The sequence below is a fragment of the Flavobacterium johnsoniae UW101 genome, from assembly GCF_000016645.1.
Taxonomy (GTDB): Bacteria; Bacteroidota; Bacteroidia; order Flavobacteriales; family Flavobacteriaceae; genus Flavobacterium; species Flavobacterium johnsoniae.
In genome coordinates, this window is sequence record NC_009441.1 from 1,295,722 (window position 1) to 1,322,503 (window position 26,782).

22 protein-coding genes and 2 tRNA genes are annotated in these 26,782 nt (G+C 32.8%); 14 read left to right on the forward strand and 10 right to left on the reverse strand.

What is annotated here, in order from left to right; all coding sequences use genetic code 11:
* Positions 1-91 precede the first annotated feature (91 nt).
* From FJOH_RS05965 to FJOH_RS05975, 3 genes are read left to right on the forward strand one after another with little or no spacing between them, the layout of a single operon-like run.
* Positions 92-1,285, forward strand: coding sequence for a helix-turn-helix domain-containing protein (locus FJOH_RS05965; RefSeq protein ID WP_012023231.1), 1,194 nt, complete (start codon positions 92-94; stop codon positions 1,283-1,285).
* 53 nt (positions 1,286-1,338) lie between these two features.
* Positions 1,339-2,313 carry a SphA family protein gene (locus tag FJOH_RS05970; RefSeq protein ID WP_012023232.1) on the forward strand — a complete coding sequence of 325 codons (975 nt, stop codon included), beginning with the start codon at positions 1,339-1,341 and terminating at the stop codon, positions 2,311-2,313.
* A 55-nt stretch (positions 2,314-2,368) separates the two neighbouring features.
* A complete protein-coding gene (locus tag FJOH_RS05975; RefSeq protein WP_012023233.1) occupies positions 2,369-3,556 on the forward strand; it encodes a BamA/TamA family outer membrane protein in 1,188 nt (395 codons plus the stop codon).
* An 86-nt stretch (positions 3,557-3,642) separates the two neighbouring features.
* Here the strand turns inward: FJOH_RS05975 and FJOH_RS05980 are convergent, their stop codons facing one another.
* The gene (locus FJOH_RS05980) at positions 3,643-4,503 is read right to left on the reverse strand and encodes a CPBP family intramembrane glutamic endopeptidase (protein ID WP_012023234.1); all 861 of its coding nucleotides are present in this window, start codon (positions 4,501-4,503) and stop codon (positions 3,643-3,645) included.
* A gap of 77 nt (positions 4,504-4,580) precedes the next feature.
* Positions 4,581-5,378, reverse strand: a complete 798-nt coding sequence (locus FJOH_RS05985) for an AraC family transcriptional regulator (protein ID WP_012023235.1) — start codon at positions 5,376-5,378, stop codon at positions 4,581-4,583.
* A 244-nt stretch (positions 5,379-5,622) separates the two neighbouring features.
* Here FJOH_RS05985 and FJOH_RS05990 point away from each other — a divergent pair, with 244 nt between their 5' ends.
* Positions 5,623-6,819 carry a C1 family peptidase gene (locus tag FJOH_RS05990; RefSeq protein WP_012023236.1) on the forward strand — a complete coding sequence of 399 codons (1,197 nt, stop codon included), beginning with the start codon at positions 5,623-5,625 and terminating at the stop codon, positions 6,817-6,819.
* A 187-nt stretch (positions 6,820-7,006) separates the two neighbouring features.
* On the opposite strand, the gene FJOH_RS05995 is transcribed toward FJOH_RS05990, so the two are convergent.
* The 3 genes from FJOH_RS05995 to FJOH_RS06005 form a co-directional block, all read right to left on the reverse strand.
* A complete protein-coding gene (locus tag FJOH_RS05995) occupies positions 7,007-8,707 on the reverse strand; it encodes a hypothetical protein (RefSeq protein WP_012023237.1) in 1,701 nt (566 codons plus the stop codon).
* Between the two features lie 47 nt (positions 8,708-8,754).
* Positions 8,755-9,834: a DUF4297 domain-containing protein gene (locus FJOH_RS06000; RefSeq protein ID WP_012023238.1), complete on the reverse strand. Its 1,080-nt coding sequence runs from the start codon at positions 9,832-9,834 to the stop codon at positions 8,755-8,757.
* Positions 9,835-10,055: 221 nt separating this feature from the next.
* Positions 10,056-10,445 carry a helix-turn-helix domain-containing protein gene (locus tag FJOH_RS06005; RefSeq protein ID WP_012023239.1) on the reverse strand — a complete coding sequence of 130 codons (390 nt, stop codon included), beginning with the start codon at positions 10,443-10,445 and terminating at the stop codon, positions 10,056-10,058.
* Between the two features lie 281 nt (positions 10,446-10,726).
* On the opposite strand from FJOH_RS06005, the gene FJOH_RS26180 reads away from it, so the two are divergent.
* On the forward strand, positions 10,727-11,425 hold the full coding sequence (locus tag FJOH_RS26180) for a hypothetical protein (RefSeq protein ID WP_012023240.1): 699 nt from the start codon (positions 10,727-10,729) through the stop codon (positions 11,423-11,425).
* A 71-nt stretch (positions 11,426-11,496) separates the two neighbouring features.
* Here the strand turns inward: FJOH_RS26180 and FJOH_RS06015 are convergent, their stop codons facing one another.
* From FJOH_RS06015 to rseP, 5 genes are all read right to left on the reverse strand, one after another.
* Entirely contained in the window at positions 11,497-11,823 is a 327-nt protein-coding gene (locus tag FJOH_RS06015; protein ID WP_012023241.1) for a DUF4870 domain-containing protein, read from the reverse strand.
* Between the two features lie 168 nt (positions 11,824-11,991).
* Positions 11,992-12,273 carry a GIY-YIG nuclease family protein gene (locus FJOH_RS06020; protein WP_012023242.1) on the reverse strand — a complete coding sequence of 94 codons (282 nt, stop codon included), beginning with the start codon at positions 12,271-12,273 and terminating at the stop codon, positions 11,992-11,994.
* 1,070 nt (positions 12,274-13,343) lie between these two features.
* Positions 13,344-13,417, reverse strand: a tRNA-Asn gene (locus FJOH_RS06030).
* A 38-nt stretch (positions 13,418-13,455) separates the two neighbouring features.
* Positions 13,456-13,529: transfer RNA gene (locus FJOH_RS06035), tRNA-Asn, on the reverse strand.
* Positions 13,530-13,612: 83 nt separating this feature from the next.
* Positions 13,613-14,956 (reverse strand): RIP metalloprotease RseP, encoded by a 1,344-nt coding sequence (gene rseP / locus FJOH_RS06040; protein ID WP_012023243.1) that lies wholly within the window; start codon positions 14,954-14,956, stop codon positions 13,613-13,615.
* A 376-nt stretch (positions 14,957-15,332) separates the two neighbouring features.
* Between rseP and FJOH_RS06045 the strand changes: the two genes are divergently transcribed.
* From FJOH_RS06045 to FJOH_RS06075, 9 genes are all read left to right on the forward strand, one after another.
* Positions 15,333-15,617 carry a hypothetical protein gene (locus tag FJOH_RS06045; protein ID WP_123875669.1) on the forward strand — a complete coding sequence of 95 codons (285 nt, stop codon included), beginning with the start codon at positions 15,333-15,335 and terminating at the stop codon, positions 15,615-15,617.
* Between the two features lie 65 nt (positions 15,618-15,682).
* The gene (locus tag FJOH_RS26510) at positions 15,683-15,835 is read left to right on the forward strand and encodes a class IIb bacteriocin, lactobin A/cerein 7B family (protein WP_012023245.1); all 153 of its coding nucleotides are present in this window, start codon (positions 15,683-15,685) and stop codon (positions 15,833-15,835) included.
* Between the two features lie 12 nt (positions 15,836-15,847).
* Positions 15,848-16,012 (forward strand): class IIb bacteriocin, lactobin A/cerein 7B family, encoded by a 165-nt coding sequence (locus FJOH_RS26515; protein ID WP_012023246.1) that lies wholly within the window; start codon positions 15,848-15,850, stop codon positions 16,010-16,012.
* Between the two features lie 476 nt (positions 16,013-16,488).
* Positions 16,489-17,628: an HlyD family secretion protein gene (locus FJOH_RS06050; protein ID WP_012023247.1), complete on the forward strand. Its 1,140-nt coding sequence runs from the start codon at positions 16,489-16,491 to the stop codon at positions 17,626-17,628.
* A gap of 1 nt (position 17,629) precedes the next feature.
* Complete coding sequence (locus FJOH_RS06055; RefSeq protein ID WP_012023248.1) at positions 17,630-19,780, forward strand: peptidase domain-containing ABC transporter; 2,151 nt, start codon at positions 17,630-17,632, stop codon at positions 19,778-19,780.
* A gap of 116 nt (positions 19,781-19,896) precedes the next feature.
* Positions 19,897-20,967, forward strand: coding sequence for an NADH:flavin oxidoreductase/NADH oxidase (locus FJOH_RS06060; protein ID WP_012023249.1), 1,071 nt, complete (start codon positions 19,897-19,899; stop codon positions 20,965-20,967).
* A 187-nt stretch (positions 20,968-21,154) separates the two neighbouring features.
* Entirely contained in the window at positions 21,155-22,195 is a 1,041-nt protein-coding gene (locus FJOH_RS06065) for a Gfo/Idh/MocA family oxidoreductase (RefSeq protein ID WP_012023250.1), read from the forward strand.
* 307 nt (positions 22,196-22,502) lie between these two features.
* Entirely contained in the window at positions 22,503-23,720 is a 1,218-nt protein-coding gene (locus FJOH_RS06070; RefSeq protein WP_012023251.1) for an MFS transporter, read from the forward strand.
* A 234-nt stretch (positions 23,721-23,954) separates the two neighbouring features.
* Positions 23,955-26,774, forward strand: coding sequence for a carboxypeptidase-like regulatory domain-containing protein (locus FJOH_RS06075; protein ID WP_012023252.1), 2,820 nt, complete (start codon positions 23,955-23,957; stop codon positions 26,772-26,774).
* Positions 26,775-26,782: the final 8 nt, after the last annotated feature.

Below are 26,782 nucleotides of genomic sequence, written 5' to 3' on the forward strand. Positions count from 1 at the left end.
AAGAAAAAGTGCAGCATTTATAAAAACACCTTATTTTCTTTTGATTTCTTCAAAAGAACAGGATATCTATTTATAATTTAAGATCAAAATTATGCAGGATATAGTACTTTCGCTTTTCTTTTTTATAGCTACAATCGTTGGATTTGCTACTTCATTTATGGTTCTTTTTTCAAAGAAAAACTATACTAAGAGTTTTTTCTTAGGACTATTTTTGTTTAGCCTTGCAGTCGTAAGTATTTACAATTTTTATTTGTCGGCACACGATTTTAAAGATTTCCCAGATCTTATCATGATCACAAAATCGTTTATATTTCTTGTTGCCCCGTGCGCATTTTTGTACGTTCGGAGTGTGTTGTTTCCCTATTCTGCTTTTAAAAATTACGACTGGCTTCATTTCCTGCCATTATTAATTTATTTCTCGCTTACAATTGTTGTTTGGATTGGAAACTTCACAAACTTTTATTCTGTTGAATACCTTTCTGTAAAAATAAAAAGTCCGTTTTCTATATTCAGCCTGAGTGTGTGGCTTTTATATGCTTTTTGCCAGACCATGATGATTTTAAATTATGATTTAAAAAAGTTCAAGGAAAATCATTTTCAAAAAATAAAAATTTTAAACTGGATCAGAGTTTATAATTTAATGATTCTGTTTTTGTTTTCTACACTTTTTGTCCACTTCTTTTTAATGAACAAAGTCGACCGCATAGATTATTCCTGTTATGTTTTGATTTCGTCGGTGCTCCTTTTTACGGTATGCTGGCTTTATTTTAAACCGCAGATATTTTATGATCCGCATGAAATTGATGAGTTTAAAATTATAGAAGAAAACTTAGAAATTTTTACATCGAAAGAAACTAAAAATTCACTCCCGATGGTCAAAGAATTAACTCCTGAAAAAAAAGAATTATACCTGTCTAAACTAGAGAGCATATTTGATTCAAAAAAACTCTTTTTAAAGAAAGATCTCGTGATTCGCGACATTTCAGAAGAAACCGGAATTACCGTAAATAATCTTTCTAATTTAATTAATTCAGAATTTAATTTACATTTTCAGGATTATATAAATCTAAAGCGAATCGAATATTTTAAAGAAAAAATAAACGATGCAGACTGGAAAGATTTATCACTCGAAGGAATGGCATGGGCTTCTGGTTTTAAATCCAGAACAACCTGTTTTAGAGCTTTTATAAAACATACCGGAAAATCTCCTTCAGAATACTTCAAAATAATCAGGATTAGTCCTGAAAAAACAAATTCCTACTTCCTTAAACAATCTACAAACTGAAAATAGTTTGTTAAGACTGGTTTTGAAGTGTAATTAATTTTAAAACAGAAACCATGAAAGCGATAATAAAGCAAAGACAAAACCTAAAATCTATATTCCTATTATTCTTTTTTTTCGTTTGTTTTCTGGGAAATGCCCAGCTTAAAGGCGGTCATATTCTGGGGGCGATGGGGCTTCAGTCAGGAACGCAGACACCGGCTAATACACTAAGTGTTTATGTGCCGGGTTATTTATATGATGCATCTTCTTTGCGGGATGCCAACGGAGACAAATCGATTGCAAATCCAGATATAACCATGTTTTTAACAGGTGCAGGAGCCAATTATGTAAGCGATTTTAAAATTTTAGGAGCCAATTACGGAGCTACAATTTTAGTCGCCTTTGCCTCAAATACAATTCAGGGAAACACAATCGATTCTAAAAACTCGCTTGCTTTTACAGACATGTATGTACAGCCTTTACAATTGGGCTGGCATAACAAAAGAGCCGATTTTGTTTTCAGCTATCAAATGTATCTTCCAACCGGAAGATTTACAGCAGGAGCTTCAGATAATGCCGGTTTAGGAATGTTTATAAACGAATTTTCTGCAGGAACAACTTTGTTTTTTAATGATAAAAAAACGTTTCATTTCTCGGCTTTGGCATCGTATGAAATCAATAGCAAAAAGAAAGATACCGATATAAAAACCGGAGATATTTTAAGTGTAGAAGGAGGACTTGGGAAAACCTTTTATATGCTTAATGCCGAAAAAACAGCACCAAAATCTATTTTAAATGCGGGGTTAATTTATTATTTCCAATACAAGGTATCTAACGATAAAATTCCGGCGGGCAATTTTGTGCTGGAACCAGACAAAGACCAAATTGGCGGACTCGGCGCTGAGGTTAATTATCTTCATATTGGCTGTATGACTTCTGCAGGTTTAAGATGGGTTTCAGAATTTGGTGCCGAAAACCGTTTTCAGGGAAGTACTTTTTTCCTCACACTGGCACACGTATTTAGCTTAGCAAAAGAAAAGAAAGGATAAGCAAAAATCAGGTTGATGTTTTTTAATGAATACGATAAATTTTAAATTGACTTAAATGAGAAATATACATTCAGATTCTTCTATAAAAAACAGAAAACTTTTGCAGCAAATCGTTTTTGTTGCTGCTTTTTTCCTTTTTTCTTTTCAAGCCGCCATTGCACAGAAACAGCATATAAGTGTAAAAGATTCTCTCGACGGCGCTTTCGATTTAAGCGATTATATTATTTATGCACATGGTTTTATTGTTGTGCCAACCATTATTACAGAGCCGGCTTTAGGAAATATTGGAGGTGCAGTTGTACCTGTATTTCTAAAAAAACGTCCGCCTGTTGTAGACGAAAATGGTAAAAAACGATTTATAAATCCGGATATAACCGGGGGAATTGGAATGTATACCGGAAACAAAAGCTGGATGGCAGGAGGATTTCGTTCTGCCACTTTAGTAAAACCCAAAATTTTATACCGTGTTATGGCAGGTTATGGCGACATGAATTTGTCATTTTATGAAAACAATCTGCCCAACGGAAGCGATCAGGAATTTAAACTCAATTTTAAATCGACAATTTTTTATACACAATGGCTCAAACAATTTAGAAATGCAAAATGGAGTGCCGGAGTGCAGTATTTATTTTTAAATTCTAAAATTAAACTCCCAGATATTAACCTCCCGCCGCCATTTGTAAAACCGGGCGATATTAAAAGTACAGTAAGTCAATTTGGAGGAGCTATTCAATTTGACGGACGTGACAATATATTTACACCAGACAAAGGAATACGGCTTCAGTCAGATTTCTTTTGGTCTGATGATGCCATTGGGAGCGATTACGATGCCTGGCGCGTCAATTTATCGGCAATAGGATATTATCCATTAACAAAAAAATTAATTGGCGGGCTTAGGGTAGAAGGAGAGCAGGCGTTTGGGAGTCCGCCATTTTATTTAAGACCCGGAATTAATTTAAGAGGAATTCCCGCGGCACGTTATCAGGGAAAAACCAGTATTGTTACCGAAGCCGAATTGCGATGGGATTTGTACCGAAGATGGAGTCTTATGGGTTACGGCGGACTGGCAAGTGCTTTTAACAATTGGGATCAGGCTTTTGCTAAACCAGTCGTGTACAGTTACGGAACAGGATTTAGATATTTACTTGCCCGAAAATTTAAACTCCGCATGGGTATCGATGTTGCAAGAGGAAATGAAGACTGGGCCTATTATATTGTATTTGGAAGCAATTGGCTTAGATGATTGTTGATTTTGAAAATTAAATTCCCGATAATTATTTATCGAGAATTCAATATAATTCGTGGACTTGCTTTACTGGCGGTAAAAAATTATTTTTTCCAGTAAGGTGTAATGATTTTATTTTGTTTTTGGCTCAAAACCAATAGTAAAATGGTTCCTAATGCACAAAATACAATTGCTTGTATTGATCCTTCGGGACCAAATTCTCCTCCTGTTATAAATTCAGGACCGTGTATTTTGGCTTCTAATAAACTGCTTGTTTTTTCGTTTCCAGATGTTATCGCTCCAAAAATTCCCGACTGTGTAAAATTCCATGCAAAATGCAAAGCAATTGGAAACCACAAATTACGGCTGTAAATAAAAGCAGCTCCCAGCATAAAACCTGCAGTTGTGATACATATTCCTGAAATTATTGTGCCGTGAGGATTCGCCAGATGAAAAACACCAAATAGTACAGAAGAAATCGTAAGAGAAATATAACTTCCTAGTTTTTCTTCTACAATTCTAAAAATAATGCCGCGTACCAATATTTCTTCAATAATGGCAACAGTAAACATTATGGCAAATGGAATCAGGATAAACGAAACAGGATTGATATTTACTACACTGTAATTTCCGTTAAGGTACATTACTAAAATAGTAAAAGACTGTAAAACAAAACCAATCAAAATTCCAATGGTAAGATTTTTGGCAAGTCCTTTTGCAGAAAATTCCGTTATGGCTCTTTTATCGTATTTCTTAAAGAAAAGGATATAACTCAAAATACACGAAAAAGAAACAAAAAGACCTTTTAAGAGATTTCGGTAGTCTTTTTCAAGTGGTGTTAAGGCTAGTAATTTTACGGCAATCTGCTGGCCAATAATGACAACAGCCATAAAAGTAAGCAGCGCAAGTACGATTTTAACAACGGGGAAATTAAATATTTTTTGTTTTCGGGTAAGAGTTTCCATTTGATTTATTTTAATGATTTATGATGAGACAAAAATATCCCGCATCAAAAACAAAAAATAGAATGAAATTTGCCTCTTTATAATTTTTGAAACTGTTTTGGCAGAAATCCCGTTTGCGTTTTAAAAGTTCTTATAAAATGACTTTGATCAGCAAATCCGCATTCGAGGGCAATTTCGGTTAAATTATTTTCACTGGATTGTATCAGCGAAAGCGACCGATTAATTTTAATACGGCGCATATATTCGCCCAATGTGCAGCCAAAATATTTAGGGAAATGCTTTGAAATGGTAATAGGGTTGAGGTTTAAAACCAATGCCAAATCCTGAAGATTGGGATTCTCGTTCCAGCAGTCGTTTAATAATTCGTTTAAACTTTTTACCCAAAACGGACTTTTCTCAAATCGATCCAAATGAGTATTGGCGTTCGATAACTGAGAGAACAACATTTTAATTGTATCAGCAGAAAAAGTATCGGCGGTAAGCGTTTCCTTAAAAATCTTTAAAATCAAAAACTTGGTAAAAGCTTCATTTTGAATTGATTTTTCGATAACAGCTTCGGAAATTTGAAGTTCCTTGATGAGGTTTTCTTCAATTTCAATATTAATATTTCGGGAAGGAAAAAGCGTATTTTGGTTTAAATGCAGTTCGTCGCTGTGATAAAACAACAGCGATCCCGCGCCAACCGTTTCGCTGAAATTTTTTCTTTTCTCGGTCGTACCGCCTTTTAAGAAAAGCGTTATATGTGCATTATTGTGCGAATGCCAGCCTTCGTAAACCTTGTTTTGATATTCAGTCTCGACCACAGCAATTCCCTGCGCAGTATCAAAACTGTTTTTGGTATTGCCTAAGTATTTCTCTTTTTCGAGTTCGTACATTTCGGGATCTGTTGCGTGGCATTTCTGGAACTAAAATACTATTTATTTTAAAACAAAAAATCAAAACTATTTTGATTCTACTGAATTAGTCGTTTTTATGTAATTTGTAAGATTTAAATGTATAATAAAAACATTGTATAAAGATTAACTGTTAAATAATAGTTTTTTTACCGAATATTTAATTGTTTTGTAACAAAAATATAATAAGGGCGACAAATTAGTCAACTATTTAAATCTTTATATTATGTATAAAAATACGATGAAATCAGTTTTTGCTGCATCTGCTTTTTTAGTGGGAGTAAGCGGCTGTTTTGCACAAGACATTTTGGTAAATTCATTAAAGTTAAATGCAAGTGATAAAAGTAAAGAAGCTTTTAAATTTACCGAAGTAGTTAACTTAGGAACTACATCTGTAAAAAATCAAGGTTCATCTGGAACTTGCTGGAGCTATTCTACAAACTCATTTTTAGAGTCAGAAATGATTCGTTTAGGAAAACAGCCTGTTGAGCTTTCTCAGGTTTTTTCGGCAAGAAACGTGTATGTAGAAAAAGGAATTAACTACGTTCGTATGCACGGAGCTGTTACTTTGGGTGACGGTGGTGCTTTGCATGATGTTACAAACATGTACAAAAAATACGGAGCAGTTCCTAGAGAAGTTTACACAGGATTAAACTACGGAACAGATAAAAATAAATTTGCCGAAATGGCAGCACTTATCGAAGGTGTTTTAGCAGCGGTGGTTAAAAATCCAAACGGAGAATTAACACCAAACTGGCAAAAAGCCTATGCAGCCGTTATTGATTCTTACTTAGGAAAAGTGCCGGAAAACTTTACTTACAAAGGAAAAAACTATACACCACAGTCTTTTGCTAAAGAAGTAGTAGGAATTAATCCAGATGAGTACATCGAAATGTCATCGTTTACAACATCTCCATACTACCAAAAAACAACCATGATGGTGCCGGACAACTGGTCATTTGATCAGGTTTACAACGTAAAAGTAAACGACATGACAGATGTTATTGACAATGCATTGAAAAAAGGATATACTGTAGCCTGGGCAACAGACGTAAGCGAGAAAAGCTTTAGCTGGAAAAACGGTGTAGCGTATGTGCCAACAAAGAAATTTGACGAAATGACTGCCGAAGAAAAAGCAGATATGTTTAACGGACCAAAAGCAGAACCGGAAATTACTCCAGAAATGCGTCAGGCTGCGTTTGACAACTACACAACTACAGACGACCACGGAATGCACATTATTGGTCTTGCAAAAGATCAAACCGGAAAAGAATATTATATCGTAAAAAATTCTTGGGGAGAAACAAACGACTACAAAGGTTTCTTGTTTGTAACCAAAAATTTCGTAAAATATAAAACTACTGCCTTAATGGTAAACAAAGGCGGAATCCCAACTGATATCGCTAAGAAATTAGGGGTGTAAGTTTAGGCTAGTTTTTAATAAAATAGAAAAGCGCTGTGATCTTTAGATTGCAGCGCTTTTTTGATGTTTTAATTCCATCGAATTCGATGGAATTAAAATATGGTAGATTATCATTTTTTTATTTTTAATAAAGCAGTAAAAAAACTCGATTCCTTTCTTAAATAGTTAAAAAAGTCTTTAAAATTATTTATTCCCAACTATCAAAGATTTTTTTGATATCTATATATTTTTTAGGATCTAAAAGTTTAGAATTATCTAGTTTAATAATATGAGCTATTTGTGCTAAAGGAGCAAGCTGAGGATTTGTCATAGCGCAAATAATTACTTGATTATTTTTAGAGATTTTATTTAATATTAAACTTACAATGTTTGAATAATTATTTTCAGACTGTTCTTGTTGATTTGGTGTATCAATAACTAAAGGTGAAACCACTTCATTTTTGTACTTTTCTACTAATGAAAAAATAGCAATATAATATGCTAATATTGCTCTTGAATTCTCGGCAGCGCCACCCTCAGAAATAATTTTGCTATATGATAAAGGGGATATTACTTGTGAAAGATTAACCGCCTGTGCATCTAATGATTTTATATGAGAACTAAGAAAAGAATGAAAGTCGCCATTAATATCGTCAATATAATCTTGTTTGTATAGATTTTTTTGGCTTTTTGTTGCCAGCCTAATATCTCTATCTAAATCTTGAATAGATCCTAATTTGCTATCTCTTGATTCGCTAACATTCTTTTTAATTGAGTGGCCTCCTATACTTTCTATTAAGTTAGAAAATGTAAAATGTTCGTTATCCTCTTTTTTTAAATATTTATCGCTAAGGTTATCAATTTTTTCCCTAATTTGATTCAATTCATTCGAAGTATTTGCTAATTTTCTATTCGTGATTATAAGATCATAATTGATATTATCAAGTTGGTCTTCGGCCTGACTTTTGTCTGTTAATATTGCGGTTTTGTTTTCTATTGAGTTTTCATAATTAGTTCCGCATAATGGGCACTTAAGATGGTTTTCTGGTATGTTTTCTACTGCAAAAACATAATCTTTATCAAGTTCTTGAATTAAATTTTCTGCAATTAATTTTTGGTGTTCTAAATGAGACTTAGTAATTTGTAAAGTTGAATATTTGTCAAAAACGTTTTCCTGTTGTATAGATAGTTCTTCTAAGTCTTTTTCAATTTCTACAGTTATGTCGTCGAAGTCATTTTTAACAAAAGTGGCTATAGTTGCTGGAGGAAGATAACTTTCCACAATTTCAAGAGTTGAATTAATTTTGTCTACTTCTGAATTTAAAATTATTTTATTGTTTTTTTTAATTGCCTTCTCTATTTCCAACTCGAAATAATCTGAAGTTAGTAGTCCAACATGATATTTAATAATTGTTTTTTTCCAAGATCTATATTGACCTAAATTATTAAAATTATCCCACGCTCTTGACCAACTTCTTTTTTGATCAATATAAAATGGTAAGAAATAATATGCTGGTGGTGGAGTTTCTAATTCTCCAGTTTTTTGGTTGGGCAATAGTGCTTTAAAACCAACTATTTCAGCTAGTTTTACAGAAAAATCCCCTGTAATTTTCGGAAAATGCACTATAGTATTTTGTTCTTTAAGCGATATACTATTCTTATATCGTTTAATTTCATATTCACGATTTTCAATCGAAAACATTATTATAGTACTGCAATCAAAAGTTGCCCAAGTTGTATCGAATTCTGGTTCACAACCTAAGCCCCAAAACAATAATTTTGCAAGTGTAGATTTACCTACACTATTATCATCAGCCGTTATTAAGTTTAGTCTCTCGAATTGAAACTGATTTGCGGATTTTGCTGAATTTGATATTACTAGCAGTTGTCTGAATCTTAAGTGTGACATTTTTTTTCGTGCGTAAATTGTGAATTAGTAATTTGTAGTTTTCAGTGTTATTCATTATCTAATATATATTCGCAAATTATTGCTCCTTTTAAATTTTCAATTGTTGAAAATGGATCTTGATATTTTGCATTAAGTTTTTTAATTACGTTTTCTATTAATTCATTAATATTTTCTTCTCCAATACCTACCTCATGTCTAATTAATTTAATAATTTCCTGAGAGGTTTCGAGTTGTAGAACACTATTGTTACCTAAACGAGACAAACGATATCTTTCAAAACCACTTTTTAATTTTTTTCGTCCAATAACTGTTAGTCCCAATTCTTTAGATATTTCGTGAAAATCAGATTGTACTTGTCCTTCGTCCTTAACGTTGATGAATTGATTAATAACATTGTTGATTGTTATAGAAGTTAATGCTTTCTTGTTTAATAAATCATTCCATTTAACAAAATCATATTCTACAACTCCCTTTTGATCTATTTCGTCAATTAATAATCTATAAATATCGTTAGGTTTACAATAAGATTCTGGATGCATCTTTTCGATTAATGAAGAGATTGTAGCAATAACATCATTCTGATAATTTTTCTCAGAAAGGTTTGAAACAATAAACTGAAGATTTTTTGGCAAGGCAACTCCTTCCCCTAACTCCTTTTCAATTGCATCCTCAAGTTTTTTTACTTGAGAATCTGACAAATCCTCTAATGTAATTTTCTCAAGAATCACTCCTTTTTGTTTTAACTCTAAAGTAAAAGGATAAACGGAAACTAAATTAAGGCTGTTTATTTTAGGAGAATAACCTTTTTTATTAGTATTATCAACAAGTTTAGCTAAAACAGAAGAGCCTTTTACGCCTTTTTTTAGTTTTGTTAATTCATTATGAGACATGTTTTTACTAGTAGTTTTAACTTGATTTAGCTCAAATTTAGCCTTCTCAGCATTCAAAGAATCACATATAACTACATCTTCATGTAATTCAACAAACACAGCGTATTCTTTTCTTAATTGATGTTCGCTTAAGACTTTGTATAGTGCCCAATGATATTGATAATTGTACTTGCCTTTAGTTTGTGAACCGGCTTTTTCTCTTTGAGATTCAAATAAAGGATTAATTGCATCAGCCATTATCTTAGTTTAAATGATAGTAAGTCATAAATATACACCTCTTTGTGATTAAATAAAATTGTAAATTAAGTATTTTATATAATTTATCTTCCAAGTATAAATACCTGTTTATGATGAAATCAAATTTAAGATATTGGTTTATACTTAGTTTACGGTTTTCCGTATATACATAAAAAAAGAGGCTTAATTAAAAGCCTCTTTTTATATATTTTCAAAAGAAATTACTTTCCCTTATACAACTTCTCCAAATACTCAACCTTATCTTTTTCAGCCTGAACCAAACGCTCAAAAAGCTCAACCATTTTATCAAGTGGATTGAAATTACAGCTATATGCATTTCCATTGACAACATTGCTGTCGTGATAAGTATTTCCAATAATATTTAAAACCGCTTCTTCGGAGAAATTTTTAATTCCTTCAGCAGAAACACCTAAAACTTCGGCAATTGCTTTAAGTTTTTCTTCATCAACAGTTTCGCTGTTTTCAATAATCGAAATAGACTGCTGGCTCATACCTAAAGCATACGCCAATGCTTCCTGTTTCATATCACGAAGTTCACGAATACGGCTTATTTTGCGTCCTATATGGTTTGGTTTTGTAAGTGTGCTCATAATTCAAAGATATTTAAAAATTCGTGAAAATGTATGGGTGTTGTAATTTACAAATGTGAATTTGTGAGATACATTTTCTGTTGTTTCACGAAAGCACAAAAATACAATTTTTCGCACACCTTGCGATTAAAAACCAAAATTATAAAACAGCCGGCAGTTCTTCAAAAAGCAAATTGCACACTTTATCGTTTTTCCAGGCAGTTTATAGTTAAAATAAAACATAACTAACACAAAATCAGTAATTTTATATGTTTTTAATGCATTGTAAAATCTAAATCATCATGAAAAGGTATGCAGCATATTTTACTATTATCGCAAGTGTTTTTTCTATAAGTAGTTTTGCCCAGACAAATTATACCATTATCGATGCAGAAACTAAAAAAACAGCTTCAAAGTTTGATGACAAATCAGATGAAGATCTTATTATTGATTCTTATCTGGTTGTAGAAGTAATCAATATGCCTTTTGGCAAGCGTACAACCAAATACGAAGTATCAAAACTCGATATGGTATATACAAACGATTTAGGACCAAATAATACCAGAACCGTCACACCAATATACAGAAAGAAAAAAGTAAGATCTGCAGGTGCTGTTCCTCCAAAAGCAATTGCCGATGCCAGTGCCGAGATTCAGCCAGTAGAAGTTGAGGTTACGGCCCCCGCATACACAGAGAAATTCGTTAAGGTAGATATTTTAGACACCTACGCCAATGTTTTAGACAAAGGCTATAAATCTATAGAAATGCTCAAAAAAGTCGCAGACAAGCGTTATTTTGAAAGCGATTACGAAGCCTCAGCAAAATACTATGCTGAATTAATAAGCCTCGATCCAGATTTAGAAGCAGTTTATTACTTTAGATACGTTGAATCTTTAAAAGCAATCAACCAAATGGATAAGGCTAATGAAGCGATGCTTTTATTTGAAAGTAAAAATATTGGTAATGATGTGATGAAACACAGTAAAGTGGCGAGAAACTAAACCAAAATAGTATAAACAAAAAAAGACGATCATTTGATCGTCTTTTTTATTTTTATCTTTCTTAAGCAGGATTAGCTGATAAAACCAAACTTGTTTTCGAAAAGTTTCCCGATTAAAGGAAGCGGAGTTTCTTTTTCTTTACTTGCGTTAATTGCTCCAATAATTAAAAGGATTAAAAAAACTAACGACACTAAACTTAAAATTGAAACTAAGGTAGGAACTATAGTAGCAAGTATTTGAATAATGACATTATAAATAATTGCGGCAATCCATAATCCAAAGCTTTGTTTTAAGTGATATTTCACCAACGGATTTCTAGGCGTTTTTGATGAAAAAAAAGATACTAACCAGCCAATTATGGTTATATAAGATACAATCGCTAATGTTTTGTTGTTCATTTTGACAAATATTAAATTTAATTTTTGCGCAAAAATATAGACAGCAGCGTCTTTAATTATGCCGTATAGGTTTTTAATGTATTAAAATAAGACTTTTTTAAACGGGAGTTTTTTCTAAAATGAAACACATAAGGTTTGCTCTTTTGTTTTGATAGTTTGATTAAGATTTTATTTGTACTTCTCTTTGAGTCTAGAAATAATATCCGGATACTTAATAAGGTTTTCGACATAGGTTTTGCTTTTCATTTTTTTAATGTGTTTTTCAATAGCCAGACCTTGTGTTTTGTTTTCGCATTCTATTTTGAGAAATAATTCCCAATCTTGAGCATTAGCAGTAAACTTATGTGATTCAGCATTTTTATGAAACTCCATTCGCACATCAAAATCAGAAGTAAATCCAATGTAAAATCGGTTTAATTTGGCAGAAAAAATAATGTAAACAACGTTCATAAATACTACTCAAAATTTGTAAGTTCTTTTATAAGATTCCCTCTGGTCTCAAACCAACCCCGATAGCTATCGGGGCTCTGATTAACGTCAAAAAAAATACCACTTACAATTTGTAATTCTTTTATAAGATTCCCTCTGGTCTCGAACCAACCCCGATAGCTATCGGGGCTCTGATTAACGTCAAAAAAAAATACCACTTACAATTTGTAATTCTTTTATAAGATTCCCTCTGGTCTCGAACCAACCCCGATAGCTATCGGGGCTCTGATTAATGTCAAAAAAAATACCGCTTACAATTTGTAATTCTTTTATAAGATTCCTCTTGATCTCGAATCAACCCCGATAGCTATCGGGGCTCTGATTAACGTCAAAAAAAATACCACTTACAATTTGTAATTCTTTTATAAGATTCCTCTTGATCTCGAATCAACCCCGATAGTTATCGGGGCTCTGATTAGCGTCAAAAAAAATACCACTTACAATTTGTAATTCTTTTATAAGATTCCCTCTGGTCTCGAACCAACCCCGATAGCTATCGGGGCTCTGATTAACGTCAAAAAAAATACCACTTACAATTTGTAATTCTTTTATAAGATTCCTCTTGATCTCGAATCAACCCCGATAGTTATCGTGGCTCTGATTAGCGTCAAAAAAAAATACCACTTACAATTTGTAAGTTCTTTTATAAGATTCCCTCTGGTCTCAAACCAACCCCGATAGCTATCGGGGCTCTGATTAATGTCAAAAAAAAATACCACTTACAAATTGTAATTCTTTTATAAGATTCCTCTTGATCTCGAATCAACCCCGATAGTTATCGGGGCTCTGATTAACGTCAAAAAAAAATACCACTTACAAATTGTAATTCTTTTATAAGATTCCCTCTGGTCTCGAACCAACCCCGATAGCTATCGGGGCTCTGATTAACGCCAAAAAAAAAATACCACTTACAATTTGTAAGTTCTTTTATAAGATTCCTCTTGATCTCCAATCAACCCCGATAGTTATCGGGGCTCTGATTAACGTCAAAAAAAAATACCACTTACAATTTGTAAGTGGTATTTAATAAGCTCCCCCTCTTGGGCTCGAACCAAGGACCCTCTGATTAACAGTCAGATGCTCTAACCAACTGAGCTAAGGAGGAATCACCTTAAAGGTAAATATGTTTGCTAAAAAAAGTTGCTCCCCCTCTTGGGCTCGAACCAAGGACCCTCTGATTAACAGTCAGATGCTCTAACCAACTGAGCTAAGGAGGAAGTTGTTGCTCTTTTTAGCGAGTGCAAATATAAAACTATTTTTAGTTTCTCAAAAACATTTTCGCTCTTTTTTTGACTTTTTTTTACTTGCCTACAATTGCCTTGTAAATGTCGTTACCATTAGCAAACAGTAGTAGTGAAATAAGTAAAACAAAACCAACCATTTGTGCGTTCTCTAGGAATTTATCGCTCGGTTTTTTACCGCTGATCATTTCATATAATAAAAACATCACATGACCACCATCAAGTGCCGGAATTGGCAATAAATTCATAACTCCAAGCATAATTGATAATAAAGCCGTAATTGACCAGAAAGTTTCCCAGCTCCAAAAACTAGGGAAAATATTGTAAATCGCAGCAAAACCACCTACTTGTTTGTAAGCTTTTGTTTCTGGATTAAAAATCATTTTTAATTGTTTTCCGTAACCTACCAACTGATCTTTTCCTTTTTCAAGACCAACCGGAATCGATTCGAAGAAACCATATTCTTTTGTGCTTACTTTATAGTAACCTAATTTTTCTAAAGAGTCCATTCCTAAACCGCCCACAGCAACCCCAAGTTTCCCTGCATTAGATACTTTTACGGTAATAGGAGTTTCTTTTAAATCACGTAAAACAACTGCAGGAATAGATTTTCCTTTATTGCTTTCTAAGATAGCTTTAGCTTCATCAAAATATTTAATTTTCTGTCCGTTCAGGCTTACAACTAAATCTTTTGGTTTTAGAGCAGTATTCTCAGATTCTTCAGAAATTTTGCCCACAACAAATGGCATTCTAATACCAACTAATAAGCCTTTTTCATGTTTAGACAACTGATCGACAAAATCAGTAGGCATTTTAATAGTCTGCTGTTCGCCGTTTCTTTCTATAAGAACTTGTTTTGCCATAATGATATTCATATTCATATCACTGTCAAAATTCTCTACTTTTTTTCCGTCAATAGAAATAATCTTGTCTCCGGTTTTAAATCCGGCTTTAAGCATTGCAGGATTGTCTATTGCCACACCATCTTTTAAATCAGAGTTTGCAATATACGTATCGCCATAAGCAAATGCCATTCCTATATAAATGATAAATGCAAGAATAAAATTTACGGTAACACCGCCAAGCATAATAATTAAACGCTGCCAAGCTGGTTTAGAACGAAATTCCCACGGCTGCGGAGGAAGCGCCATTTGCTCTTTGTCCATACTTTCATCGATCATTCCAGAAATTTTTACATAACCTCCAAGCGGTAACCATCCGATACCATATTCAGTTTCGCCGATTTTCTTTTTTAACAGCGAATATTTAACATCAAAAAATAAGTAAAATTTTTCAACTCTCGTTTTAAATAATTTAGCAGGAATAAAATGTCCTAATTCGTGAAGAATAATAAGTAAAGATAAACTCAATAAAAATTGAGAGAGTTTGATAACTATATCCATTTTGTATTTTTAATTCGTATTTAACGCACAAAAGTAGCGTTTTCTTATTTAATATAAGACCGCAAGATAATACTTAAGGTTTTAAATGTTTGTTAATAAATGTCCTTACTTTTAAATTAAGCTGAACTTATCTCATGTCTATATAATTAGTATCTCATTCGATGATAATGTTACAAATGTCTTATTTTGATATTTTAAAAACTTTTACAGGATGTTTTTTTTAAAACACTATTCTAATTTCATCTTTTTGATCTTGTATGAGTAATTCTTAAATAGTTAACATAACTATTTTGAAATTATTAAGATCTGTTTTGTTTTATTAATTTTTTACAGTGAGAATATGAATTTTATTAAACAAATTAAAAGAATTACAAAAATGCATAAATTAATTAGTTCTGAAAAAACAGGGACACCAGAGATTTTTGCTAAAAAATTATCCTTAAGCAGAAGTCAGCTTTATAACGAATTAGATGTTATAAAAGAACTTGATGCGCCAGTTAGGTACTGTAAAAAGAGAGAGAGTTTTTATTACACAGCACCTTTTGAATTAATATTTAATTTTTCCTTAAAAGTAATTAAAGAGGATGAAACTAAAGAAATTTTTGGAGGTACTAACTTCCGTCCAAGTTTATTAGACGGAACTCTGATAAGTTTGCCTTAACAAAATATTTCTCGAGAAAATGAATTTTGTTGAATTTATTAATTAACCATTTAAATTTTAGTATTATGAATTTAGAAGAATTGAATCTAGTTGAACTTAATGTTCAGGAAATATTAGAAATTGAAGGAGGAATTTTACCAGCAATTCTTGCAGCAGTTGAAATAGCGGGAGCTTGTTATGCAGCTGGATACGCAGTAGGTTATTTTATGAGTCATTAAAAATTTAATATTATGGAAAACTTAATAGAAAAAAAAGAAAACGAAATAGTAGAATTGACATTGAATGAAATGGTCTCAATTGATGGTGGAATAGAGAAATGGATGGTTGCAGCAGCTTTTATGGTTGGATTTGCACCAGGTTGTTGTGCTTTAGGATACTACAATGCTACACACTAAATAATAAATTTAAAAACAATTTTTATGGAATCATCTAAATTTTTAAAAATTATAAGGCTATGTGTATTAGCATCTGTGGCATTATACGTTTTAGGTTATTTTATAGGTTATTTAAGTAAAATGTTGTTTTAATTTTATTTGGAAATCTCTCTCTTCAACTCAAATGTTTGAAGAGAGATTTTTTGAATAACAAATTTTATAGTTATGAAAAAACTATTTCTTGTTCTTATAATGATAGCGTATTTACTTACTATTATTATACTTAGAAAATATCCAGAAAACCATATTTGCTCTTTTTTAATCGGACTTTCTTGTGCATTAACTGTAGTATTTTTTATATATATGATTAATATTAAAAATCAAAATTTTAAAAAAAAATGAGAATAGCATTTTAATAAGACGATGCTTTGGTATACGCTAATAATTTTATAATATTCTCTTTATTTAATAAAGAGAATATTCTTTTTACCTTGAATATGAATTTCAGTTCAGATCCAATACATACTCTTGAAAATCTTATTGCAAAAAACAAATCCAAGAGTTTTTCTATTTACTTGATTGTTATTATAGCAATTCTAACTTTTTTGATATTACTGCCTATAATTAAGGTAGATATAAGTAGTCAAAGTCGCGGCATTATTCGTGGTAAAGCTGAAAATGTTCCCGTTTCAACGATTGTAAACGGGAGAATTAGCTGGATATTTTTAAAAAATAATGCTTTTGTAAAAAAAGGAGATACACTTTTAAAAATATCTAAAGAAAATCTGGAAAGTGATAAAAGAACTCAAGACACCTTATTAGTTTCTGTTCTTGCATTATTAAGAGACATTTCAAATCTTTTACAGAATAAAACAACACATCTACAAACTTCTACTGCACGCGAAGATTTATTCAAATTCCAATCTGGAAAAAATGAACTTCAAAGTAAAATTTCACAAGCTAAAATAAATTATGATCGCAATAAAATTCTTTACGATAAAGATATTATTGCTAAGGCAGATTTTGAAAAACTTGAATATGAATTACGTTTAACAGAACAGGCAATGCAAAGTTTTATAAGTCAGCAAAAAGCAACTTGGGAAAATCAGAAAAGAGATTTAGAAGAACGTTTAAAAAACCTTAACGGAACGGTTTTTAAAATAAATGCAGAATCAAATAATTATGTTGTTACAGCTCCCATTTCGGGAACTATAGAAAGTTTTTCAGGGATTCAAAAAGGCTCTTTTGTAAGCGCATCACAAACCATTGCGATAATTTCCTCAACAGACAATCTTATAGTCGAAAATAATGTTTCGCCCAATGATATTGGTTTGATAAAGAAAAACCAAAAAGTGAAGTTTCAGTTAGATGCTTTCAATTATAATCAATGGGGATTATTAGATGGAAAAGTAATCGACATTGATCATAATATTACGATACAGGGTGATCAGGCATTTTTTAAAGTGCGATGTTCTCTAAACTCAAAAACTTTACAATTAAAATCAGGTGACAAAACTAACGTGTCAAAAGGAATGACCTTAACTACAAGATATATAATCACTAAAAGAAGTTTGTTTGATTTGCTGTTTGATAAAATTGACGATTGGTTAAACCCCAAATTATCAAATAAAATATAAAATGGCTTCAATAAAAATAAAACAACATGATATTAAAGATTGTGGCGCTGCTTGTCTGGTTTCTATTGGGAACTATTTTAAAGTTAATTTGCCCATAGCTAGAATACGTCATTATGCAAATACGGATAAACGTGGTACAAATGTGCTGGGAATAATTGAGGCTGCTGAAAAAATGGGTTTTATGGCAAAAGGCGTAAAAGGAAATTTAGATGCCATAAATAAAATTCCGCTTCCAGCTATTGCACATATTGTTACAAAAGAGCAGCTTCATCATTATGTTGTAGTTTATAAAATCGAAAAATCGAAAATTACAGTCATGGATCCTGGGTATGGAAAAATGGAAGTTTATAATTTTGATGAATTTCAAAAAATATGGTCAGGAGTGCTAATACTTTTTGCTCCAAATGATGATTTTAAAATTAGAAACGAAAAAACTTCACCACTAAAAAGGTTTTGGAACTTAATTCAGCCGCATAAAACGATTTTAATTCAGGCTTTAGTCGGAGCAATATTGTTTACCGTTTTAGGATTGGCAATGTCAGTTTACATACAAAAAATTACAGATTATGTTTTAGTAGATGGAAATAGAAAACTATTAAATTTATTAAGTGTTTCTATGATTACACTTATTTTGCTTCAATCTTATATTAATTCAAAGAAAAGCATATTTGTAATGAAAACGGGGCAATTAATAGATGCTCAATTAATTCTTGGTTATTATAAGCATTTACTTCATTTGCCGCAACGTTTTTTTGATACTATGCAAATAGGAGAAATTACATCCAGAATAAACGATGCGGTAAAAATTCGTTCTTTTATAAATGAAGTGGCAATAGAAATGATTGTAAATGTTTTTATTGTCATTTTTTCATTTGTATTGATGTTTACCTATTATTGGAAACTAGCTTTAGTTATTATTCTTGTTATACCTTTTTACATTTCTATATATTTTTTATTAAATAAATTTAATAAAAAAGTAGAACGAAGCATTATGGAAAATGCTGCAGAATTACAAACTCAATTAGTAGAAAGCATTACCCATATCAGAACAGTAAAAGAATTTGGAATCGAAGAGTTTTCGAATTTTAAAACTGAAAACAAATTTGTAAAACTTTTATTCTTTACTTATAAATCGGGTTTAAATGGAATTTTTGCGGCAACTTCAACGCAGTTTCTTGCTTCTCTATTTACTATAATTTTAATGTGGATTGGCTCCGGTTATGTTATAGATCGAGAGATTACTCCTGGGGAATTATTTTCATTTTATGCGTTAATTGGATATTTTACTTCTCCAGTTGCTTCGCTGATTAATATGAACAAAACATCACAAAACGCCTTAATCGCTGCAGAAAGGCTTTTTGAGATTATGGATTTAGAAAGAGAAGAAACAGAAAATAAAGTCGAATTACAAAAAGAAAACTTAGGAGATATAAAATTTGAAAACGTTTCTTTTCGTTATGGATCACGATTAGAAGTTTTTAAAAAATTTAATGCAGTATTTAAAAAGAATCAAACAACAGCTATAGTTGGGGAGAGTGGTAGTGGGAAGACAACATTGATTTCACTACTTCAGAACTTATACCCAATAAAAGAAGGGGAAATTCTAATTGGCCAATATGATATTAAATTTATTCATTATCAAAGTTTAAGAAAAATGATTGGAGTTATTCCGCAACAGTTGAATTTATTTTCAGGAAATATTATCGAAAACATCGCTTTGGGAGATTCGTTTCCAAATATTCAAAGAGTCTTAGATTTATCGAAAGAATTAGGAATAACTGATTTTGTAGAAAAACTACCAAATGGTTTTGAAACGCAGATTGGTGAAAACGGAACAATGCTTTCGGGAGGACAAAAACAAAGAATTGCCATTGCAAGAGCATTATATAAAAAACCAGAAATTTTACTAATGGATGAAGCAACAGCTTCGTTAGATACTAATTCAGAAGGAATAGTAAAAAGAGTGATTGACAAATTCAAAACACAAGAGAAAACGATAATAGTTATAGCACATCGTTTAAGTACAATCGCAAATGCCGATACAATATTAGTTATGAAAAATGGAGAAATTATTGAATCAGGAAATCATTTAGAATTGTTGGAACAAAAATCAGAATATTATAATTTATGGAATAAACAGAATTTGCTTTAAATGTTTGTTAATTAATAAACATTTCAATTTCTCGTTTTAGCAAGATGCCGTAACTTTACTTTTTATAAAGGCTACTATTTTTAATTGGCAGCACTAATCTATTAAAAGTTACAAGTATGGCTTCACAATTATTTTCTCCCTTAACTTTAAAAAGCATCACCTTAAAAAATAGAATCGTTATTTCGCCAATGTGCCAATATTCAGCCGTTGACGGATTTGCAAACGACTGGCATCTGGTTCACTTAGGAAGCCGTGCAAGCGGTGGCGTTGGTTTAATTATTCAGGAAGCGACTGCCGTTTCTCCCGAAGCCAGAATTTCTCCTTCAGACCTTGGGATCTGGAAAGACGAACATATCGAAAAACTCAAACAAATCAATGCTTTTATTGTTTCTCAAAATTCAGTTCCCGGAATCCAGCTGGCACATGCCGGAAGAAAAGCAAGTGTTTCGGCTCCGTGGCTCGGAAATAAAAAATTAGATTTTGCTCAGGGCGGATGGCAGACAGTTGCACCAAGTGCGGTTCCGTATCACGAAGGAGAACCTTTTCTTCCCGAAGCTTTAGACCAAAACGGAATCCAAAAAATAATCTCCGATTTTAAAGCAGCAACAAAAAGAGCCGTTGAAGCCGGATACAAAGTGTTAGAAATTCACGGTGCGCACGGTTATTTACTGCACCAGTTTTTATCGCCTTTAACAAATATCAGAACCGACGAATATGGCGGAAGTTTCGAAAACCGAATCCGTTTTACACTCGAAATTGTAGAAGCAGTTCAAACCGAATGGCCTTCAGATTTACCTTTAATTGTTAGAATTTCAGCAACAGACTGGGCAGAAGGCGGGTGGAATCCTGAAGAATCTGTACAGCTTTCGAAAATTCTAAAAGAAAAAGGAGTAGATTTAATCGATGTTTCGTCTGGCGGATTAGTTTCACATCAAAAAATTGCAATTGGTCCGGGTTATCAGGTTCCTTTTGCAGAAAAAATCAAGAAAGAAGCCAATATTCTTACAGGCGCTGTAGGTTTGATTACCGAAGCGAAACAAGCCGAGGAAATTTTAAATAAAGGTCAGGCCGATTTAATCTTGTTTGCCAGAGAATCACTTAGAAATCCTAACCTGCCATTAGATTTCGCCAAAGAGTTAAACGACGATATTCAATGGCCAAAACAATACGAAAGAGCTAAAATTTAAATTTTTATTGGCCGCAGATTGCACAGATTAAAGTGATTTTATTTAGTTTTATTTGCCACAAATTTCACTAATTTGCACAAATCGGTACGTTTAAAAAGGCTTAAAAATTCGTGATAATTCGTGAAATTTGCGACAAAAGAAAAAATCCTTTTAATCACATTAATCTGTGGCAAAAAATACACACAACATGCAAAAAATAAAAACAGCACTATTATCATACGGAATGTCGGGAAAGGTTTTTCATGCGCCTTTTTTAGATATTCATCCCGGTTTTGAATTATTAGGATCTTGGGAAAGAAGTAAAAAACTTATTCAGGAAGATTATCCCTATGTAAAAAGTTATCCTTCAATCGACGATTTATTGGCAGATGATGTAGACTTGGTAATCGTAAATACGCCGGTTGGAACACATTACGAATATGCAAAAAAAGTGCTTTTGGCAGGTAAACATGCCGTTGTAGAAAAAGCATTCACCACAACTGTAGCCGAGGCTCAGGAATTGGCAAAAATTGCAGAAGAAAAAGGAGTAAAATTAGCCGTTTTTCAAAACAGAAGATGGGACAGCGATTTTAAAACCGTTCAAAAAATTATAGACGAAGGTGTTTTGGGAGATTTGGTTGAAGCAGAAATCCATTTTGACAGATACAATCCGTTATTAAGTCCGAAAGCACACAAAGAAACAGCAAACGACGGCGCAGGAGTTTTAAAAGATTTAGGTCCGCATATTATCGATCAGGCCGTTTGTTTATTTGGTTCACCAAAGTCGGTTTTTGGGGATATCAGAATTACAAGAGAAAATTCATTAGTCGATGACTGGATCGACTTGTTATTAATTTACGAAGATTTCAGAGTACGTTTAAAAGCTGGTTTCTTTGTGAGAGAAGCAAATCCTGCTTATACAATTCACGGAAAAAAAGGATCTTTCTTAAAACCTCGCGGAGACGTTCAGGAAGACGAATTGAAACTTGGAAACAAACCAAATTTAGAAACATGGGGAACAGAATCTGAAGATTTAAAGGGAATTCTGCACACAGAAATCGACGGAAAAGTGGTTCGCAAAAAAGTGCCGACACTTCAGGGAAATTATTTCTCATTTTTTGACGGTGTTTTCAATTCTATTACAAACAATGCTGCAGAACCTGTTACTGCACAAGACGGCGTAAAAGTAATGCAGATTATCGAAGCGGCCATTGCAAGTAACGCGCAGCGTACTGTAATTAATCTGTAACGATTATAGCCCGCAAATTTTACAGATTGAACAGGTTTACACTGGTTTGATTTATAATTTGTGTTGATAAATAACAAACAATCGTAGAGACGCACCATAGTGCGTCTTTTTTTATGCACAAAATAAAAATAGCATCTGCGTAAACCCGTTTAATCTGCTAAATCTGCGTGCAAAATTTGTCAAAGTCTGCGTGCAAAACCAAGCAATTTATAAACAATAACGTTGTAAATAATCGAACAATTTGTACTTTTAAGTAAATATGCTGCTTTTTTGTAATTTTATAACATAATCCCGTAAATACACTATTTTGATAAACTTCAATCCGTTACAACTTTTTCAGACAAAAGGAAAAATCAAGAAAGTTTTTAGAGAAGCAAAAGCATCTTATCTAAACAGAATTCGTTTTGCTGTTGGAATGTTTTATTTTGGAATGGGATTAAGTTTTGCAACCTGGGCAAGCAGAATTCCGGATATCAAAACTGCTTTACATTTAACCGAAGGCGATTTGGGTTCTATACTTTTTGCCCTGCCAATGGGACAATTAATTGTAATGCCCTTTTCGGGAAAAATGGTAACAAAATTTGGAAGTCATCGTATTTTGATTTTCTCCTTAATAATGTATGTTTTGTGTCTGGCAAATTTAGGTTTGGCTACAACTGGTCTGCAGTTATCAATTGGATTATTCTTGTTTGGATTATTCGGAAATCTGGCAAATATTGCCGTAAACACACAAGGCGTTTACACCGAAGTGCTTTTCAAAAAAACAATCATGTCTTCTTTTCACGGAATGTGGAGTTTTGCCGGATTTACAGGAGCATTAGTTGGTTTAGGAATGCTGGCTTTAAAATTATCTCCTTTACATCATTTCCTTATTGTGGGCGGAATAGTGCTTTTGATGATTGCTTTTAACTTTAAATTTTTAATTAGAGCCAAAGAAAAAATCAAACATAGTACAGAAAAGAAAAAAATGTTTACCAAACCAGACAGCGCTTTAATCTGGCTGGGTGTTATTGGTTTTTGCAGTATGGCCAGCGAAGGCGTAATGTTTGACTGGAGCGGGGTTTATTTTAAAGATATTGTACAGGCTCCGGGACCTTTAGTAGTTTTAGGATATACTTCATTTATGATTATGATGGCCGGCGGAAGATTTTTGGGCGACGGCTTAATCAATAAATTTGGGCGCGAACGTGTTATGCAGATTAGCGGCGTTATGATTTCTGCCGGACTTTTCACAGCAGTTTTTCTACCTTATATTATTCCTTGTACAATTGCATTTATGGCTGTGGGTCTGGGCGTTGCGACTATTGTGCCAACCGTTTACAGTCTGGCAGGGAAAAATCCAACAGTTCCGGCAGGCGAAGCTTTAACAATAGTTTCAAGCGTAAGTTTCTTAGGGTTTTTAATGGGGCCGCCTGTAATTGGGCACATTGCACAAAACTTTGGGCTTCAGTTTTCTTTTGCTTTTATCGGAATCTTTGGTGTTCTAATCGCTTTTATGGTTTCTAAAATTAGAACATCTGCTTAATTTATTGACCGCAGATTTAACGGATTAAACTGATTTACTCTGCATTTTTTTTATTCTAAAAGTCTATAATAAATTCTTTTTGTAAGAATTTATTTTCTTTTACAATAATTTATCTATATTTGAAACTTCTATCGTTTGTATTATAAACGAGACAAAACTTTTTCCAAAAACCAATTTTATCTTTTGAATAGGATGAATATCCGAAAACAATTTTGAAAGTTAATTGGAATTTTAATGGTAAAAAAATACGCAGTCTTCCTTATTTTATGGTCTTTTAATCTGGCATTTGCACAGCAGGAAATAACAGTGACGGGAATTGTTATTGACGCCCGCACACAAAATCCGCTGGAAAATGTAGTGGTAACTATACAGAATACAGCAGTAATGCAGCTTACTTCCAAAAAAGGAAAATTTGAGCTTCATGTATTTCCAACTAAAGAAAAACTGCTTTTGCTGAGAAGTCAGGGGTACAAAGATTTACTTTTAAAACTTCAATACAATTCAGGAGAAAATATAAATCTTGGTATTTTGCAATTAGAAGATACTTATACAGATGAAGTTCCTGCTGCCTTGATTACTTTGTCAGATAATGATTTTTCTGATGATAACAGCTCTTCAGAAATGACATCGGGTTTATTGCAGTCTTCAAGAGATGCTTTTATGCAGGCGTCGGCATTTAACTGGGGTCAGGCCCGATTTAGAATGCGCGGTCTCGACAGCGAGAACGGAACGATGATGCTCAACGGTATGACCATGAATAAAATCTACGATGGCAGACCACAATGGAACAATTGGGGCGGATTAAATAATGTACTTCGTAATCAGGAATTTTCAGTTGGAAATGCAGCATCCAATTATACTTTTGGCGGTGTTTTAGGAACACAGCAAATATTTACACAAGCTTCTTTATATCGAAAAGGTACACAGCTTACCTTTTCAGGAAGTAATGCCTCTTACACTCTGCGTGCTATAGGAACGTATGCTTCAGGAATGAGTACTTCGGGCTGGGCTTATGTGGTTTCTGCCGGTAAAAGATGGGCAGACGAAGGTTACTTTGAAGGAACAAATTTCGATGCCGATTCCTTTTTTATGACTGTTGAAAAGAAACTAAATAGCAAACATTCAATCAATTTTACCGGATTTTACACGCCGAATTCACGTGGAAAAAATTCTCCAAATACAAACGAAGTGACAGCTTTGATGGGAGAAAAGTACAATTCATACTGGGGGTTTCAGAACGGAAAAAGACGAAATGCAAGAGTAAAAAAGGTAGAAGAGCCTTTGTTTATGCTGAATCACTATTTTAAAATAGATGAGAAAACAAAGCTGAATTCAGGTGTAATGTATCAATTTGGAAAAGTTGGAAACAGCAATATTGATTATCAAAATGCTGACAGTCCAGATCCGGTTTACTATCGAAAAATGCCAAGTTATTTTAGTTCACTTTATGGAAAAGACAAAGGTGAATTTTCTGGAGACTTTACTCCGGATTATGAAAATGCAGACAAAAGCAGAACGACATTTTTAGCCAATTCCCAAATTGATTGGAACGCCATGTATCTGGCCAATCAAAAATCAGGTCAAAACGGTTACGAACCTTCGCAGAGTCATTATGTTTTATATGAAGACAGAACCGATGATAAAACTTTTGCAGTAAATTCTAACTTAAATACGCAGCTTACTCCAAATATTTCTTTTGATGGAGGAGTTATGTATCGAAATTTAAAATCACATAATTTTCAATACTTACTGGATCTTCTTGGCGGAAAATATTTCGAAGATATTGATCCGTTTTATAAAGGAGACCTTTCTCAATCTGATTTACAAAATCCAAACAGACAGGTAAAAGAAGGAGATATTTACGGTTACAATTATAATTTTTCAGCCAATACAATTGATGTTTTTACACAGTTTAAATTTTCATATAATAAAACCGAATTTTATTTGGCTCAATCTTATTCAATGTCAAATTATCAAAGAGAAGGTTTATACCAAAACGGACTTTATCCAACAGCATCTTTAGGGAAAAGTGAAAAAGTAAACTTTGAGAATTTTGGCTTTAAAGGCGGATTCGTCTATAAGGTTTCAGGTAAACAATGGCTGTTTTTTAATGCAGCACATTTAACAAGAGCGCCTTCACTTCGAAATACATTTGCAAATTCACGCTTAAATAATAATGTAGTAAATGGAATTGAAAGTGAAAATGTTACCAGCGCTGAGGCGAATTATGTCTATAGTTCTCCAAAACTTAAATTAAGGTTAACGGCTTATTACACTTTAATTAAAAATTCTTCAAAAACGTCTTTTTTCTATGCCGAAGGAATTTTTGATAACGGAGCCGGATATGATCCAACAGACGCTTTTGTAAGTCAGACTTTGACAAAATTGGACAAGAAAAATACTGGTGCAGAATTGAGTTTTGAATATCAGATTACATCTACTTTAAAATCAACTTTAAGTGCTGCTTACGGAAATTATATTTACAACAGCAATCCAAATGTTTCGATTACAAATGATGCAAATGCATCAAAAGATGGAGTACAGACTACTTTTGATTTTGGCAAAGCTTATCTTAAAAACTACAAACAGTCCGGAACACCGCAAAATGCACTTTCGTTGGGGTTGGAATACCGTGACCCTAAATTTTGGTGGATTGGAACCAATATTAACTATTTGACAGATAATTATATTGATGTTTCGCCTATTTCCAGAACCTCTCAATTTTACATTAATCCGGCAAACGGATTTCCTTTTCCTGAAGCATCTTCTGAAAGAGGAAATGAATTGTTGAAACAAGAAAAATTTGACCCTGTAACCTTATTAAATATCAATGGAGGAAAATCATGGAGAGTTCATAAAAAGTACATTGGTCTTTTTGCCAGCGTTAATAATGTTTTGAATGCAATATATAAAACCGGTGGCTTTGAACAGGCGAGAAATGCCAATTTTAGAGCTTTAAACCAAGATGTATCAAGCGGAACACCTTCATTTGGACCCAAATATTATTACGGTTACGGAAGAACTTATTTTTTAAATCTTACTATCGGTTTATAAACCGAAAT